Source organism: Microbacterium paulum (genome assembly GCF_015707995.1).
GTDB classification, from domain to species: domain Bacteria; phylum Actinomycetota; class Actinomycetes; order Actinomycetales; family Microbacteriaceae; genus Microbacterium; species Microbacterium paulum.
The window spans coordinates 1-14280 of the sequence record NZ_JAAGRY010000071.1 but is presented as its reverse complement, the minus strand read 5'-3'; the positions used below and the strand labels follow the sequence as shown (position 1 = coordinate 14280).

Below are 14280 nucleotides of genomic sequence, written 5' to 3'. Positions count from 1 at the left end.
GGCGCCGGGCGTGCGCCGCTCGGTGAGTTCCTCGGCGTCCCGCTCGCCGCCGCGACGCCGACCCTGCCGCGGGCCGCCACGCGCTGACGGCGGAGCGCGCACCGTCGCGACGGTAGAATCGAGCCATCATGGCGACTTTCGGCACCCTCAGCGATCGGCTGACAGAGACCTTCCGCAACCTCCGCACGAAGGGCAAGCTGACGCCCGCCGATGTCGACGGCACCGTGCGCGAGATCCGCCGCGCCCTGCTCGACGCCGACGTCGCGCTCGTGGTCGTCAAGGACTTCACCGCGAAGGTGCGCGAGCGCGCCCTCGGCGACGAGGTGAACAAGGCGCTCAACCCGGCGCAGCAGGTCGTGCAGATCGTCAACGAAGAGCTCGTCGCGATCCTCGGCGGCCAGCAGCGCCGCCTGCAGTTCGCCAAGACCGCGCCGACCGTCATCATGCTCGCGGGCCTCCAGGGGTCGGGAAAGACGACCTTCGCCGGAAAGCTCGCCAAGCAGCTCGAGAAAGACGGACACACGCCGCTCCTCGTCGCCGCCGACCTGCAGCGCCCGAACGCCGTGAACCAGCTGCAGGTCGTCGCCCAGCAGGCGGGCGCCGCGATCTACGCGCCCGAGCCCGGAAACGGCACGGGAGACCCGGTCAGGGTCGCCCGCGATGGCGTCGAGACCGCGCGCCGCCAGCAGCACGACGTCGTGATCATCGACACCGCCGGCCGGTTGGGTGTGGATGCCGAGCTGATGAAGCAGGCCGCGAACATCCGCAAGGCCGTCGACCCCGACGAGGTGCTCTTCGTCATCGACGCCATGATCGGTCAAGACGCGGTCAACACCGCCAAGGCGTTCCAAGAGGGCGTCGACTTCACCGGTGTCGTGCTCTCGAAGCTCGACGGCGACGCGCGCGGTGGTGCCGCGCTCTCGGTGGCCTCGGTCACCGGGCGCCCGATCATCTTCGCGTCGACCGGCGAAGGCCTCGACGACCTCGAGGCGTTCCACCCCGACCGCATGGCGAGCCGCATCCTCGACCTCGGCGACATCCTGACCCTCATCGAGCAGGCGCAGCAGTCCTTCGACGAGGAGGAGGCGCGCAAGGTCGCCGAGAAGCTCGCGACCGAGCAGTTCAACCTCGAGGACTTCCTCGACCAGCTTCAGCAGATGAAGAAGATGGGCTCGATGAAGAAGATGCTCGGGATGCTCCCGGGCATGGGCCAGATGAAGCAGCAGCTCGACCAGTTCGACGACCGCGAGATCGACCGCACCGAGGCGATCATCCGCTCGATGACCCCGGGGGAGCGCCGCAACCCCAAGATCCTCAACGGATCGCGGCGCCTGCGCATCGCGCGCGGATCCGGCATGACCGTCACCGACGTGAACCAGCTCGTGCAGCGGTTCGACCAGGCGGCGAAGATGATGAAGACCGTCGCGCGCGGCGGTGTGCCCTCTATCCCCGGGATGGGCTCGCTCGGCGGCAAGCCGGGAGCGTCGGCCAAGCGCGGTGGCAAGCAGAAGAAAGCCGCCGGCTCGCGGTCGGGTAACCCCGCCAAGCGCGCCGCCGAGAACGCCGGCATCGCCGCGACGCCCGCGGCCCCGACCGGATCGGGCTTCGGGCTCGGCGCCGGCGCGGGTGCCGGGGCGCAGCCGAGCGAAGCCGACCTCGCGCAGATCCAGAAGCTCTTCGGCAAGAGCTGAGCGGCAGCTAGCTCAGCACTCCCGCGTCGCGCAGCTTCGCGCGCACCGCCTCTTCGATGGCCTCCTGGCCTCTCGGAGTCGGGTGCACGTCGTCGTCCTGCATCCAGGCGGAATGGCCGGCGAGGGGCTGGCCCACGTCGATGAACGTGCCGCCGACCATCGCGATCGCCGTGCTGAGATCGTCGGAGGTCGTGGCGACCTCGTCGGGCGTGTCGGTGTCGTCGTTCCAGATCGTGCTGAGGCCGATGATGTGGGCATTGGGCGCCGCGTCGCGCATCTCTTGCACCGTGGTCAGGGTCTGCGCCCGCACATCATCGGGGTCTTCGCCGAAGTCGTTGCTCGACGACTGCACGATGACGACGTCGGGCTGCAGGGCCGCGAGCGCCGGCACGAGCCCCGAGTAGGGCGTGCCGCAGTCGCCCGACACGACGAAGCCCATCCCTCCGCACGCGAGGCTCGTCAGCGAGACGTGCGCCTTGTCGGCGAGCAGGGTGGGCCACGCCTCGCCGAGATCGAGCCCGTAGCCCGACATGAGCGAGTCGCCGATCGTCACCACGCGGAGGCGATGGGTCGAGTGCGAGGTGGGGTTGGGGGTCGGGCTCGGCGCCGAGAACACCGGTGTCGCCGCCGGGGCGCAGCCCGAGACGAGGAGGGCGAGACCGACCGCCGAACACGCGGCGACGACGATCGCCCGCACGCGCGGGACAGGGCGGACGGAGGCTGCGCGCAGACGTGCCATGAGCGGCACCCTACGCGCGCGTTCCTAGGACTGCGCCGTGAGTTCCCTATCGCACGGGCTCGCGCTGACGCCCGTCACACCGACGGGTCGGCGAGGTGCTCGCGTAGCGACGGGCCGTTGCGGAACTCGCGGATGAGGTGTTGCACGACCGCCCGCAGATCGCCGCCCGAGGCATCCGCCACCGCCAACTGCCGCGCGTAGCTCGCGCCCTGCGCCGCGATCCGCTCGATGCCGGCGAACTCGCGCGCGCAGTGCAGCTCTTCGGCGATCGGGCGCAGGCGCTCCACGGTCTCGGCGAGGTGGTCGAGCACAGGGCGCTGCGTGCCCGCATGGTCGACGATCACGCGGGCCTCGAGCCCGTACCGGGCGGCGCGCCACTTGTTCTCGCGCACGAACCAGGGCTGCAGGTGCTCGAGGGGGCGGCCTTCGTCGAGTTCGCGCGAGAAATGCTCCACGAGCACCTGCACGAGCGCGGCGACGGCGGCGAGCTCGGGCAGCGTCGACATGCCGTCGCACGCGCGCACCTCGATCGTGCCCCAGCGCGGGGCGGGGCGGATGTCCCAGCGCACCTCGGTCGCATCTTCCATCACGCCCGTGCGCACCATGTCGTCGAGGTAGCCCTCGTACTGCGCCCAGTCTGCGAGAGGCCACGGGAGCCCCGCCGTCGGCAGCTGCTGGAACACCAGTGCGCGGTTCGAGGCGTAGCCGGTGCGGTCGCCCGCCCAGAACGGGCTCGACGCCGACAGGGCCTGCAGGTGCGGCAGAAAGGTCGCCAGAGCACCGATGATCGGCAGCACCTTGTTGACGTCTTCGACGCCCACGTGCACGTGGATGCCCCAGATCATCATGTTCCGGCCCCACCACTGCGTGCGCTCGATGAGCGTGTGGTAGCGGGACTTGTCGGTCACCTGCTGGTCGTACCACTGCGCGAACGGGTGGCTGCCCGCGCACAGCAGCTCGATGTCGCGGGGCGAGGTCAGTGCGCGCACCTGCGCGATCGCGTCGCCGATGTCGTCGACGGCGGCCGCGACCGTGTCGCCGATGCCGCTCGTGACCTCGATCGTGTTGGTGAGCAGCTCGCCGGTGACCGTGAAGCGCTCGTGTTCTGTGCGCTCTTCGAGTTCAGGAAGGAAATCGGGCGCTCTGCCGACAAGATCGCCCGTCTCGCGGTCGGCCAGCATGAGTTCCCACTCGAGCCCCACGGAGGAGCGGGCAGATGTCGCGAAGGGCACCGTCATGGCGTCAGTCTGACACGACGCACCGCTCGAACAGCGCTCGGTTCGCGGCATCCGTCATGATCTGGCAAAATAGACCGTTGGACCACCCGCTCGACCCTCTATCCAGCGGGGTGGGTCCACCGCAGAGCTTCCGCCGGGTGTGCACCCCACGCTCCAGGCGACGTTCATCACTTTCCACACCAATCAGGAGAATTGTGGCTGTCAAGATCCGTCTCAAGCGCCTCGGCAAGATCCGCGCACCCTACTACCGCATCGTCGTCGCCGACTCGCGCACCAAGCGCGACGGTCGCGTCATCGAGGAGATCGGCCAGTACCACCCCACCGAGGAGCCCTCGGTCATCAAGGTCGACTCCGAGCGTGCGCAGTACTGGCTGTCGGTCGGCGCCCAGCCGACCGAGCAGGTCGCCGCGCTGCTGAAGCTCACCGGCGACTGGGGCACCTTCAAGGGCGACAAGGACGCCGTCTCGACGGTGAAGGTCGCCGGCGAGAAGGAAGAGTTCCAGGTCGACGCGGCCAAGAAGTCGGTCATCAAGCCCAAGGCCGAGAAGAAGGTCGAGGCGCCCGTCGCCGACGCCGACGAGGCCGACGCTCCGGCCGACGACGCCGCGGCCGACGCAGAGTAGTCGCGTTGCTGTCCGCCGCGCTCGAGCACATCGTCAAGGGGATCGTCGATCACCCGGACGATGTCGTCATCCGTTCCTCCACCTCGCCGCGCGGCGAGGTGCTCGAGGTGCGCGTGCACCCCGATGACAGGGGCCGGGTGATCGGGCGCGGCGGTCGCACCGCAAAAGCGTTGCGCACCCTCGTCTCCGCCCTCGCCGACGGCACCCGCGTGCGCGTCGACGTCGCGGACGACTGAGATGGCTGCCGCAGAACCCGCGCGCACGCAGCTGCGCGTCGGGCGTCTCGTCAAGGCCCACGGCCTGAAGGGCGCCCTCAAGGTCGAGCTCTACACCGACGACCCCGACGGACGTTTCACGCCCGGGGCCGTCTTCACGCTGCAGGTGCCGGCGGCCTCGCCCTGGCACGGCAAGACCGTGACGGTCCGCGAGTTCCGGTGGATGAACTCGCACCCCGTCGTCTTCTTCGACGACGTCGACGACCGTGACGGCGCCGAGTCGCTCGTGCGGGCGATCCTGTGGATCGATCAGGACGAGAGCGCCCCCGCCGAAGACGACGCGTGGTTCGACCACCAGCTCGTCGGTCTCGACGTCGTGCGCGATGGCGTGAGCGTCGGACGCATCATCCGCGTCGACCACCTGCCCGCCCACGACCTGCTCGCCGTGCGCCTCAGCGGGGCTGACGACGAGGTGCTGGTGCCCTTCGTCGCGGCGATCGTGCCCGAGGTCGACGTCGCGGCAGGCCGCGTCGTCGTCACTCCGCCCGCCGGTCTGTTCGAGCAGCTGCCCGATGACGAGACCAGCGCCCCCGACAGCGAATCGGACGAGACGCCGGATGCCGCGGCCGACATCGACGCAGACGTCGACACCGAGGCGACAGCCGACCCCGAGGCCTGACGTGCGCATCGACGTCGTCACGATCTTTCCGGCGTTCTTCGACGTGCTCGAGGTGTCGCTGCTCGGCAAGGCGCGCGGCGCAGGCATCCTCGACGTCCGCGTGCACGACCTGCGCGACGCCACCCACGACCGCCATCGCACCGTCGACGACACGCCCTACGGTGGCGGTGCGGGCATGGTCATGAAGCCCGAGCCCTGGGGCGAGGTCATCGACGCGATCGCCGGACCGGCGACCGAGCCGCAGGATGCGGCCACCGACGACGCGCCGCTGTTCATCTTTCCCTCGCCGGCGGGGGAGCGGTTCACGCAGGCGACCGCGCGCGAGCTCGCCACCGAGCAGCACCTCGTGTTCGGCTGCGGCCGTTACGAAGGCATCGACGAGCGGGTGTTCGCCTACGCCTCGACGCGGGGGCGCGTGCGCCTGATCAGCCTCGGCGACTATGTGCTCAACGGCGGCGAGGTCGCCGCCATGGCGATGATCGAGGCGATCGGCCGGCTCGTGCCGGGCGTCGTGGGAAACCCCGAGAGCCTCGTCGAAGAGTCGCACGAAGACGGCCTGCTCGAGTACCCGTCGTACACGAAGCCCGCCTCGTGGCGCGGCTACGACGTGCCGGACGTGCTGCTCAGCGGCCACCACGGCAAGGTCGCGCAGTGGCGGCACGACCAGCAGGTGCAGCGCACCCGCGAACGCCGCCCCGACCTGCTCGCCGACTGAGCGCGGCGAGGACTGATCCGGCGCGCCCGGGTCAGTCGACGCCGAGGAACGAGCGGTCGGTGAGGATGATCGGGCCGTCGGCGGTGATCGCGACGGTGTGCTCGGCGTGGGCGCCGCGCGATCCGTCGACGCTGCGGAGCGTCCAGCCGTCGGGGTCGGTGACGAGCTCGTCGGTCGTCTGCAGGAACCACGGCTCGAGCGCCACGACGAGGCCCGGGCGCAGCGGATAGCCCCGGTTCGGCTTGCCGTCGTTGGGCACGTGCGGGTCGCCGTGCATCACGCGGCCGACGCCGTGACCGCCGAAATCGGTGTTGATCGAGTAGCCGTCGGCGTGGGCGACCTCGGCGATCGCGTGCGAGATGTCGCCGATACGCCCGCCCGCGACGGCAGCGCCGATCGCGGCATCGAGCGCGCGCTCGGTGGTGTCGATGAGGGCGAGGTCCTCGTCGCGCGGGGTGCCCACGACGAACGACACGGCGGAATCGGCGACCCAACCGTCGACCGACACCGCGAAGTCGAGCGAGACGAGGTCGCCGTCGCGCAGCGCGTAGTCGTGGGGCAGGCCGTGCAGCACGGCGTCGTTGATCGAGGTGCAGATGACCTTGCCGAACGGGCTCGCCCCGAACGACGGGTGATAGTCGATGTAGCACGACTCGGCGCCGGCGGCCCGGATCATCTCGTGCGCGCGCTTGTCGATGGCGAGCAGGTTCGTCCCGACGTGCGTGTCGTCGCGGAGCGTCGCCAGCACCTCCGCCACGAAGCGGCCCGCGGGGCGCATCGCATCGATCTCGGCAGGGGTACGCAGCTCGATCATCGTGATCCTTTCCTCAGCTTCCATTGTGGTGGGTCGGCGTACCATCGAGGGCATGGCACTGCGGCGTGGGTTCTACAGATGGCTGATACCGGCGGCATTCGTGCTGCCGCTGTGGCTCTTCGTGGGCTGGATCGTCTTCGGCGCCAATCCGCTCTCGCTCCTCTGGGTGCTGCTGTCGGCGCCGATCGTGCTGATCGGGCAGCTGATCCTCACCCTGCTCGTCCGCGCCCGCCCCACCGCGCGCGCAGAGCAGGCCGTGTCGTGGACCGACCTCGCCCTCATCGGCGGCTGGAACGTGCTGATCGTCGCGCTCGGCGTCTTCTCGAACCCGTGGTGGTGGTCGCTGTTCGCCCTCACCGTGGTCGTCGGTTTCGTCGCTCTGGTGGCGGCGTTCCAGCAGCTGTGGCGCGAAGCGCGGCCGGCCGGATCGCTCCTGCGCACCCCCGCGGGAGTGGGCTACGTTCCGGCGCCCGCGGCGCGGCCCGAGACGGTGCCGGATGCCGAGGTCATCGTCGTCCGCGAGAACGGCGCCTCATCGGCATCCTGAACCCGCTCCCGCGGCCGTGCCGGAGCCTGGCGCGGTTTTGGTGCACCGCGGCATCCGTGGCAGAATAGCTGTTTGTGCCCTGACCAGGCTCTGCCACAGGGGAGCAACGGGGAGAACGGCGATATAGTCAGCCGCCCCGGGCACACACCACCTTTTTCCTTCAACTCTCGCGGTCGACCTGTGGCGGTCGCAGGAAGTGACGATCATGCAGATCCTCGACTCCGTCGACGCGGCCTCGCTCCGCTCCGACATCCCCGCCTTCTCGCCCGGTGACACCGTCAAGGTGCACGTCAACATCACCGAAGGCAGCCGTTCGCGCGTGCAGGTGTTCCAGGGTGTCGTCATCGGCCGCTCCGGCGACGGTGTGCGCGAGACCTTCACCGTTCGCAAGATCAGCTTCCAGGTGGGCGTCGAGCGCACCTTCCCGGTGCACTCGCCGGTGATCGACCACATCGAGGTCGTCACCCGCGGTGACGTGCGTCGCGCGAAGCTCTACTACCTGCGCGAGCTGCGCGGCAAGAAGGCCAAGATCAAGGAGAAGCGCGACAACTGACGCGCTCGGGCCTCGCCCGACTCTCCACGAGCCCCGGTTCGGCATCATGCCGTCCGGGGCTCGTCGCATGCCGCGACGGGAATCCGATCGTCGGAGCCCGCACGCGTATCCCCATCCGGACCGTGGCGCGGCGCGACGCAGGGCGCGGGATGTGCGACCCTTGAGGGTGCGCGGACCGAGGAGCGGTGCGCCTTGTCGAGAAAGACGCGAATGACCTCGGAGAACGCCATGACCGCCGGCGCAGACGAGCTCATCCCGCGGCGGTCCCGCTCGGGCCGGCGTCGGCGCGGATTCTGGGCGCTGGTGCGCGACATCGTCGTGATCCTCGTGGTCGCCGTGCTCGTCTCGTTCGTCATCAAGACCTTCCTGGTCCGCTCGTTCTACATCCCGTCGGGGTCGATGGAGCAGACCCTGATGATCAAGGACCGCATCCTCGTCGACGAGCTCACGCCCCGGTTCTCGGGTTATGACCGTGGCGATGTGGTCGTCTTCCGCGATCCGGGTGGATGGCTGCCGGTGACCACCACACCCGACCGCGGTCCGCTCGTCGAGTCGTTCGACTGGCTGATGTCGCTCGTGGGCATCTCTGCGCCCGACAGCGAAGACCATCTCATCAAGCGGATCATCGGCGTCGCCGGAGACCATGTCGTGTGCTGCAACCAGCTCGGTCAGGTCGAGGTCAACGGCACCCCGATCGACGAGACGCCCTACCTCGATCTCGCCGAGGGTCAGAGCGCGCCGCAGGTCGTGCCGTACGACGTCACGGTGCCGCAGGGTTCGCTCTGGGTGCTCGGCGACAACCGCGATCACTCCCGCGACTCGCGCTACAACATGGACCAGCCCTCGCACGGATTCGTGCCGCTCGCCAACGTCGTGGGCCGCGCCTTCCTCATCACCTGGCCGCTCTCGCGGTTCGGGCCGATCGACACGCATCACGCCGTCTTCGAGGGCGTGCCGGCCGGCGACGGATGAGTGTCATCGCCCCGACGCTCACACTCGAGCGCCGGCTACTGCGCGAGCACACGCTCCTGATCGCCTGCGATGAGGTGGGGCGGGGTGCCCTCGCGGGGCCGGTCGCCGTGGGCGCCGTGGCAGTGGATGCCGCGCGCGCACGCCGGCGCGTTCCCGAGGGCCTGCGCGACTCGAAGCTCGTCGCCGAGCGCCACCGCCCGGCGGTGGCGGAGCGGGCCGCGGCGTGGGTCACGACGTCGGCCGTCGGCTGGTCGAGCGCGGCCGAGATCGACGAGGTCGGCATCATCCGCGCGCTCGGGCTCGCGGCGCTGCGCGCGATCGCGGAGCTTCGCGGTGCCGGCGTGGTGCCCGAAGAGGCGGTCGTGCTCCTCGACGGCAACCACGACTACATCACGCCCGCGGGCGGCGCGGGCCTGCACGTGCGACCCGTCGTGAAGGCCGACCGCGACTGCGCATCGGCGGCCGCGGCATCCGTGCTCGCCAAAGTCGCCCGCGACGACCTGATGGTGGGCCTGCACGACGACGAGCCGGTCTACCAGTGGGTGCGCAACAAGGGCTACGCGAGCGCCGAGCACCGGGCCGCGATCCGCTCGCACGGGCTGAGTGCGCATCACCGGGCGTCGTGGGCCATCGCCGACGCGCCGACGCTGTTCTGACGGGCACCTAGACTGGATTCACCATGGATGACGAAGTCTTCGAGGATTACGACCGCGAGCTGGAGCTCGCCCTCTACAAGGAGTACCGCGACGTCGTCTCGCAGTTCCAATATGTGATCGAGACCGAGCGACGGTTCTATCTGGCCAACGACGTCAACGTCGTGCGCCGCGACACCGAGCACGACTTCTACTTCGAGATCTCGATGACCGACGTCTGGGTGTGGGACATCTACCGCGCCGACCGCTTCGTGAAGTCCGTGCGGGTGCTGACGTTCAAAGACGTCAACGTCGAAGAGCTGCAGCGGCGCGACTTCCAGTTGCCCGAAGAGCTCTCGCTCGACAACTGACGTCTCGGTCGGGGGCGCTCCGTCGCCTCCTCCCCAACGGGTGAATCGGTCGGACTGTCCACCGATCCGGTGATCGGGCCCGTTCCGCCCTCGCGCGGCGCGGCACGATGCCTGCATGGCAGACAAAGACGACCGAGGGCGGGCGGGCGAACAGCGCGCTGCGGCGCACCTGCAGAACCTCGGCTACACGGTGCTCGACCGCAACTGGCGCTGCGCGGCGGGTGAGCTCGACATCGTCGCCGCCCGCGGGGTGGACCTCGTCGTGGTCGAGGTGAAGACGCGCCGGAGCGCTGCCTACGGGCATCCGTTCGACGCCGTCGACCAGCGCAAACGCGACCGGCTCTGGCGGCTGTCGTACGCGTGGGCCGCGGCCCACCCGGATGCCTCACGGCACCGCCGACTGCGCGTCGACGTCGTCGGGATCACGGGAGACGACCCCGCGACGGCCGTGCTCGAGCACCTCGAGGACCTGCGATGACCGTCGGGCGCACGTGGGGCGTCGTGCTCACGGGCCTGCACGGAGATCTCGTCGAGGTCGAAGCCGACCTGTCGAACCAGACGCCCGCGTTCGTGATCATCGGCCTCGCCGACAAGGCCGTGGGCGAGGCGCATCAGCGGGTGCACAATGCGTGCGCGAACAGCGACCTGCCGCTGTCGCGTCGAAAGCTCACCGTCAACCTCTCGCCCGCGAGCCTGCCCAAGCACGGCTCGGGCCTCGATCTCGCGATCGCGGTCGCCGCTCTTGCGACCGAAGCGCCGATGGATGCCGCGTCGCTGCTGCAGACCGCGCATGTGGGCGAACTGGGTCTCGACGGTCGCCTGCGGCCCGTGCCCGGTGTGCTGCCCGCCGTCGCCGCCGCGGCCCGCGCGGGGGTGCGGCGCGTCATCGTGCCGCACGCGAACGCCGCCGAGGCGCGGCTCGTGCCGGGCGTCGAGGTGTTCGGCGCCGCCTCGCTTCGCGACGTCGTGCGCCGGCACGGGCTCGATGTCGAGCACGTCGAGGTCGACCCCGTGCCGCTCACGGCGAGCGGCGAGGCGGGCGATGAGGCGACGCCCGACCTCGAAGACGTCATCGGTCAGCGCGACGCGGTCGACGCGTTGATCGTCGCGGCGGCCGGCGGGCACCATCTGCTCATGAGCGGGCCGCCCGGTGCGGGCAAGACGATGCTCGCGCGGCGGCTCCCCGGCATCCTTCCCGACCTCGACGACGACACGGCGGTGCAGGCGGCGTCGCTGCGCTCGCTCGCGGGGCTGCCGGTCACGCGTCTCAGCCGCGTGGCGCCGTTCGAAGCGCCGCACCACAGCGCGAGCGTCGCGGCGCTCATCGGAGGCGGAAGCCGCACCGTGCGGCCCGGGGCGATCGCCCGCGCGAGCGGTGGGGTGCTGTTTCTCGACGAGGCGGGCGAGTACGGCGCGCACGCACTCGATGCCCTGCGTCAACCCCTCGAATCCGGCAGCATCGAGATCCACCGTGCGGGGTTCCGCGCCGTCTTCCCGGCACGATTCCAGCTCGTGCTCGCGACCAACCCGTGCCCGTGCGGCAACTACGGCGTGCCCCGCGCCGAGTGCCGGTGCCCGTCGCTCGCGATCCGCCGCTACCTCGGCAAGCTCTCGGGGCCGCTCCTCGACCGCATCGACATCGAACTCTCGCTGCAGCGGGTCGCCGTCGCGCGGCTGCGCGCGGGCGACGGCACCCGCGTCACGACGGCCGAAGCACGCGAACGGGTGGTCGCCGCCCGTGACAGAGCCGCCCACCGGCTCGCCGAGACTCCCTGGCGCACCAACGCCGAAGTCGCCGGGGCATGGCTCCGCGACGGGCCCCTCGCGCCCGACCCCGCGATCCGGCGCCCGCTCGACGATGCCCTGCAGCGCGGCGTGCTGACCTTGCGCGGCTATGACCGGGTGTTGCGGGTCGCGTGGTCGAACGCCGACTTAGCGGGCCGCGACCGGCTCGACGTGGCCGACATCGGGCGTGCGCTCTATCTGAAGCGGGGAGCACGCGCATGAGTGCGCTCGATCTGTCGGCGAGGACCGCGCGGCGCGAGCTCGGTGCGCTCGTCGAGGCGGCCGACGATCACGACCTGATCGCGGCGTTCGCCCGCGCGGTGTGGTCAGTGCTGGTCGAGCCGGGCGACCGCGTCGCGGGTGCTCTTGTGCTCGCTCTCGGACCGGTCGCTGCGCTCGAGACGGTCATGGTGCAGTCGCCCGGCGGACTGACGGTGGCGGGGTCCGAGGCCGCCGAGCGCGCCGGGCTGACCGGCCACGACCTCGCCCAGGGCTGCGGGCGATGGATGCCGCGGCTCGACGGCGCGGAGTCAGCTCTCGCGATCGCCCGCCGCGCCGGGGTGCAGCTGATCACGCCCGAAGACACCGCCTGGCCGGTGCGCGTCGACGATCTGGGCCCGCACGCTCCGCTGTGCCTCTGGGTGCGCGGCGACCCGGCGGCACTCAGCGCGCCGCCTCGCGCCGTCGCGCTCGTGGGCGCACGCGCGGCCTCCTCCTACGGTGAGCACATCGCCGCCGAACTGTCCGCCGAGTGCGCGGCGGCCGGGGTGGCGGTCTGCTCGGGTGCGGCCTATGGGATCGATGCCGCCGCGCACAGCGCGGCGCTGTCGGTCGGGGGCACGACCGTCGCCGTGATGGCGGGCGGCGTCGACCGCGCCTACCCGGCAGGCAACCGCGGCCTCATCGAGCGGATCGCGCACAGCGGCGCGGTCGTGGCCGAAGTGGCCTGCGGCGCCTCGCCGACGAAGCACCGGTTCTTACTGCGCAATCGCCTCATCGCAGCCCTGAGCGATGCGACGGTCGTGGTCGAGGCGGGGTGGCGCAGCGGCTCGCTCAACACGGCGCATCACGCGCAAGAGCTCGGCCGTCCCCTCGGTGTCGTGCCGGGCCCGATCACGAGCGCGACATCGATGGGATGCCACCGGTTGCTGCGCGACGGTGTCGCGATCTGCATCACGGGGCCCGCCGATGTGCGGGAACTGCTCGGCGAGCCGGGCGGCGCGGCGGATGCCGAGGCCGGCCCCTACACCGGGGAGCGCACCCGGGTGCTCGACGCGGTGAGCGGGCGCAGCGCCCGCACGACCGACGACATCGCCCGTCGGGCGGGCTTCACCGTCGATCAGGCGGCTGCGCTGCTCGGACTGCTCGAACTCGAAGGTCGCGTCGTGCGGCGCGCGACGGGCTGGGTGCAGGGTCGCATCGAGGCCGCAGCGCGCGACGAGGCGGGTGCGTCGGACGCACGACCCGGCTCGGGGGGACGGGCAGGCGCGCACCTCGGCGCACACAGCTCGTCGTCGACGCACCCGCACGAACGGGCGCAGCCCGCGACACTCTGGTGACGCGACCGCCGGCTGACCTCGACCGGGGCATGCTGGGGGAGTGCGAGTGACCGAGGCGGCCGAGGCGTATGCGACGCAGCTCTCCGCCGTGCGGCGACTGTCGCCGGCCACGGTGCGCGCCTACGCGGCCGACCTGCGCGATCTCGCCGCCGCCACGGGCGATGCCGAGCTGACGGACGTCGACCTCGAGATGCTCCGCGACTGGCTGTGGCGGGCGACCGAGCGCGGCGACGCGCGCACCACGATCGCTCGGCGCACGGCCTCGGTGCGCGGGTTCTTCGCCTGGGCGCACGACGAGGGCCTCATCGGCGCCGACCCGAGCCTGCGCCTGGTCGCTCCCAAACGCGGCCGCACCCTTCCCAAAGTCGCCACCGCCACGACGCTCGACGGCGTGCTCTCCGCCGCCACCGAACGCGCCGCGGACGGTGACGTGATCGCCCTCCGCGACGCGGCCGTGCTCGAGCTGCTCTACGCCGCAGCCCTGCGCGTCGCCGAGCTGTGCAGCGCCGATGTCGACGACCTCGATCGCACGCGGCGCACGATCCGCGTGACAGGTAAAGGCTCGAAGGAGCGCATCGTGCCCTTCGGCGCGCCCGCCGCCCTCGCTCTCGAGAACTACCTCGCCCGCGCTCGCCCCGCGCTGGTGGCGCGGGGCGCGGGTACCCCGGCGCTCTTCGTGGGGGCACGCGGCGGCCGGCTCGGCACGCGCGCCGCCTACGACCTGGTCTCCCGCGCGCTCGCCCCCGCGGTGGGCGCCGACACCGTCGGTCCGCACGCGCTCCGCCACTCCGCTGCGACGCACCTGCTCGACGGCGGCGCCGACCTCCGCACCGTGCAGGAGCTCCTCGGCCACGCGAGCCTCGGCACCACCCAGATCTACACCCACGTCTCCACCGAGAAACTCACCGCCGCATACCGCCTCGCCCACCCGCGCGCGTGAGCCCCGCCCGGCGGGTTAGCCTGCTGGAATGACGAACCGCCACGCCCCGACACTCGTCGTCATCGCGCTCGCGGCCCTCCTGACGACGGGCTGCGCCGCCAGCTCGCAGCCGCGGCTGACGGTGCTGCCGACGCCGCTCGACACGGCATCGCCGACCTCCGGCGCGACCGCGCCCGCCACGAGCGCCCCGACCACCTCCGCGCCCGG

The 14280-nt window shown here is 71.2% G+C and carries 17 protein-coding genes; 14 read left to right on the top strand and 3 right to left on the bottom strand.

Annotated features, from left to right (window positions below):
- Nucleotides 1-128: 128 nt before the first annotated feature.
- A complete protein-coding gene (gene ffh, locus G3N18_RS13830; protein WP_196384860.1) occupies nucleotides 129-1691 on the top strand; it encodes a signal recognition particle protein in 1563 nt (520 codons plus the stop codon).
- Nucleotides 1692-1698: 7 nt separating this feature from the next.
- Here ffh and G3N18_RS13825 read toward each other — a convergent pair whose 3' ends face one another.
- Complete coding sequence (locus G3N18_RS13825) at nucleotides 1699-2430, bottom strand: SGNH/GDSL hydrolase family protein (protein ID WP_196384859.1); 732 nt, start codon at nucleotides 2428-2430, stop codon at nucleotides 1699-1701.
- Nucleotides 2431-2504: 74 nt separating this feature from the next.
- Nucleotides 2505-3668, bottom strand: a complete 1164-nt coding sequence (locus G3N18_RS13820) for a glutamate--cysteine ligase (protein ID WP_196384858.1) — start codon at nucleotides 3666-3668, stop codon at nucleotides 2505-2507.
- 194 nt (nucleotides 3669-3862) lie between these two features.
- Between G3N18_RS13820 and rpsP the strand changes: the two genes are divergently transcribed.
- The 4 genes from rpsP to trmD are packed head-to-tail and all read left to right on the top strand — an operon-like array spanning nucleotide 3863 to nucleotide 5900.
- Complete coding sequence (gene rpsP / locus G3N18_RS13815; protein ID WP_196384857.1) at nucleotides 3863-4291, top strand: 30S ribosomal protein S16; 429 nt, start codon at nucleotides 3863-3865, stop codon at nucleotides 4289-4291.
- A 5-nt stretch (nucleotides 4292-4296) separates the two neighbouring features.
- Nucleotides 4297-4527 carry an RNA-binding protein gene (locus G3N18_RS13810; RefSeq protein ID WP_196384856.1) on the top strand — a complete coding sequence of 77 codons (231 nt, stop codon included), beginning with the start codon at nucleotides 4297-4299 and terminating at the stop codon, nucleotides 4525-4527.
- Between the two features lies 1 nt (nucleotide 4528).
- Nucleotides 4529-5185, top strand: a complete 657-nt coding sequence (gene rimM / locus G3N18_RS13805; protein WP_196384855.1) for a ribosome maturation factor RimM — start codon at nucleotides 4529-4531, stop codon at nucleotides 5183-5185.
- A gap of 1 nt (nucleotide 5186) precedes the next feature.
- Nucleotides 5187-5900 carry a tRNA (guanosine(37)-N1)-methyltransferase TrmD gene (gene trmD, locus G3N18_RS13800; protein ID WP_196384854.1) on the top strand — a complete coding sequence of 238 codons (714 nt, stop codon included), beginning with the start codon at nucleotides 5187-5189 and terminating at the stop codon, nucleotides 5898-5900.
- Between the two features lie 31 nt (nucleotides 5901-5931).
- Here the strand turns inward: trmD and map are convergent, their stop codons facing one another.
- The gene (map, locus tag G3N18_RS13795; protein WP_196384853.1) at nucleotides 5932-6714 is read right to left on the bottom strand and encodes a type I methionyl aminopeptidase; all 783 of its coding nucleotides are present in this window, start codon (nucleotides 6712-6714) and stop codon (nucleotides 5932-5934) included.
- Nucleotides 6715-6766: 52 nt separating this feature from the next.
- Between map and G3N18_RS13790 the strand changes: the two genes are divergently transcribed.
- The 9 genes from G3N18_RS13790 to G3N18_RS13750 all read left to right on the top strand — a co-directional run bounded on the left by G3N18_RS13790 (nucleotide 6767) and on the right by G3N18_RS13750 (nucleotide 14073).
- A complete protein-coding gene (locus tag G3N18_RS13790; RefSeq protein WP_196384852.1) occupies nucleotides 6767-7261 on the top strand; it encodes an MFS transporter permease in 495 nt (164 codons plus the stop codon).
- Between the two features lie 205 nt (nucleotides 7262-7466).
- A complete protein-coding gene (rplS, locus tag G3N18_RS13785; RefSeq protein ID WP_196384851.1) occupies nucleotides 7467-7814 on the top strand; it encodes a 50S ribosomal protein L19 in 348 nt (115 codons plus the stop codon).
- Nucleotides 7815-8042: 228 nt separating this feature from the next.
- Nucleotides 8043-8786 carry a signal peptidase I gene (gene lepB / locus G3N18_RS13780; protein ID WP_230404190.1) on the top strand — a complete coding sequence of 248 codons (744 nt, stop codon included), beginning with the start codon at nucleotides 8043-8045 and terminating at the stop codon, nucleotides 8784-8786.
- Nucleotides 8783-9442, top strand: a complete 660-nt coding sequence (locus G3N18_RS13775) for a ribonuclease HII (protein WP_196384849.1) — start codon at nucleotides 8783-8785, stop codon at nucleotides 9440-9442. The genes lepB and G3N18_RS13775 overlap by 4 nt, the downstream gene beginning before the upstream one ends.
- Before the next feature lie 23 nt (nucleotides 9443-9465).
- Entirely contained in the window at nucleotides 9466-9789 is a 324-nt protein-coding gene (locus G3N18_RS13770) for a DUF2469 family protein (protein ID WP_141380700.1), read from the top strand.
- Nucleotides 9790-9904: 115 nt separating this feature from the next.
- Nucleotides 9905-10267 carry a YraN family protein gene (locus G3N18_RS13765; RefSeq protein ID WP_196384848.1) on the top strand — a complete coding sequence of 121 codons (363 nt, stop codon included), beginning with the start codon at nucleotides 9905-9907 and terminating at the stop codon, nucleotides 10265-10267.
- Nucleotides 10264-11796 carry a YifB family Mg chelatase-like AAA ATPase gene (locus G3N18_RS13760; RefSeq protein ID WP_196384847.1) on the top strand — a complete coding sequence of 511 codons (1533 nt, stop codon included), beginning with the start codon at nucleotides 10264-10266 and terminating at the stop codon, nucleotides 11794-11796. Before G3N18_RS13765 ends, G3N18_RS13760 begins: the two co-directional genes overlap by 4 nt.
- The gene (dprA, locus tag G3N18_RS13755; protein WP_196384846.1) at nucleotides 11793-13133 is read left to right on the top strand and encodes a DNA-processing protein DprA; all 1341 of its coding nucleotides are present in this window, start codon (nucleotides 11793-11795) and stop codon (nucleotides 13131-13133) included. Before G3N18_RS13760 ends, dprA begins: the two co-directional genes overlap by 4 nt.
- Nucleotides 13134-13173: 40 nt before the next feature.
- Nucleotides 13174-14073, top strand: a complete 900-nt coding sequence (locus tag G3N18_RS13750; RefSeq protein WP_196384845.1) for a tyrosine recombinase XerC — start codon at nucleotides 13174-13176, stop codon at nucleotides 14071-14073.
- Nucleotides 14074-14280: the final 207 nt, after the last annotated feature.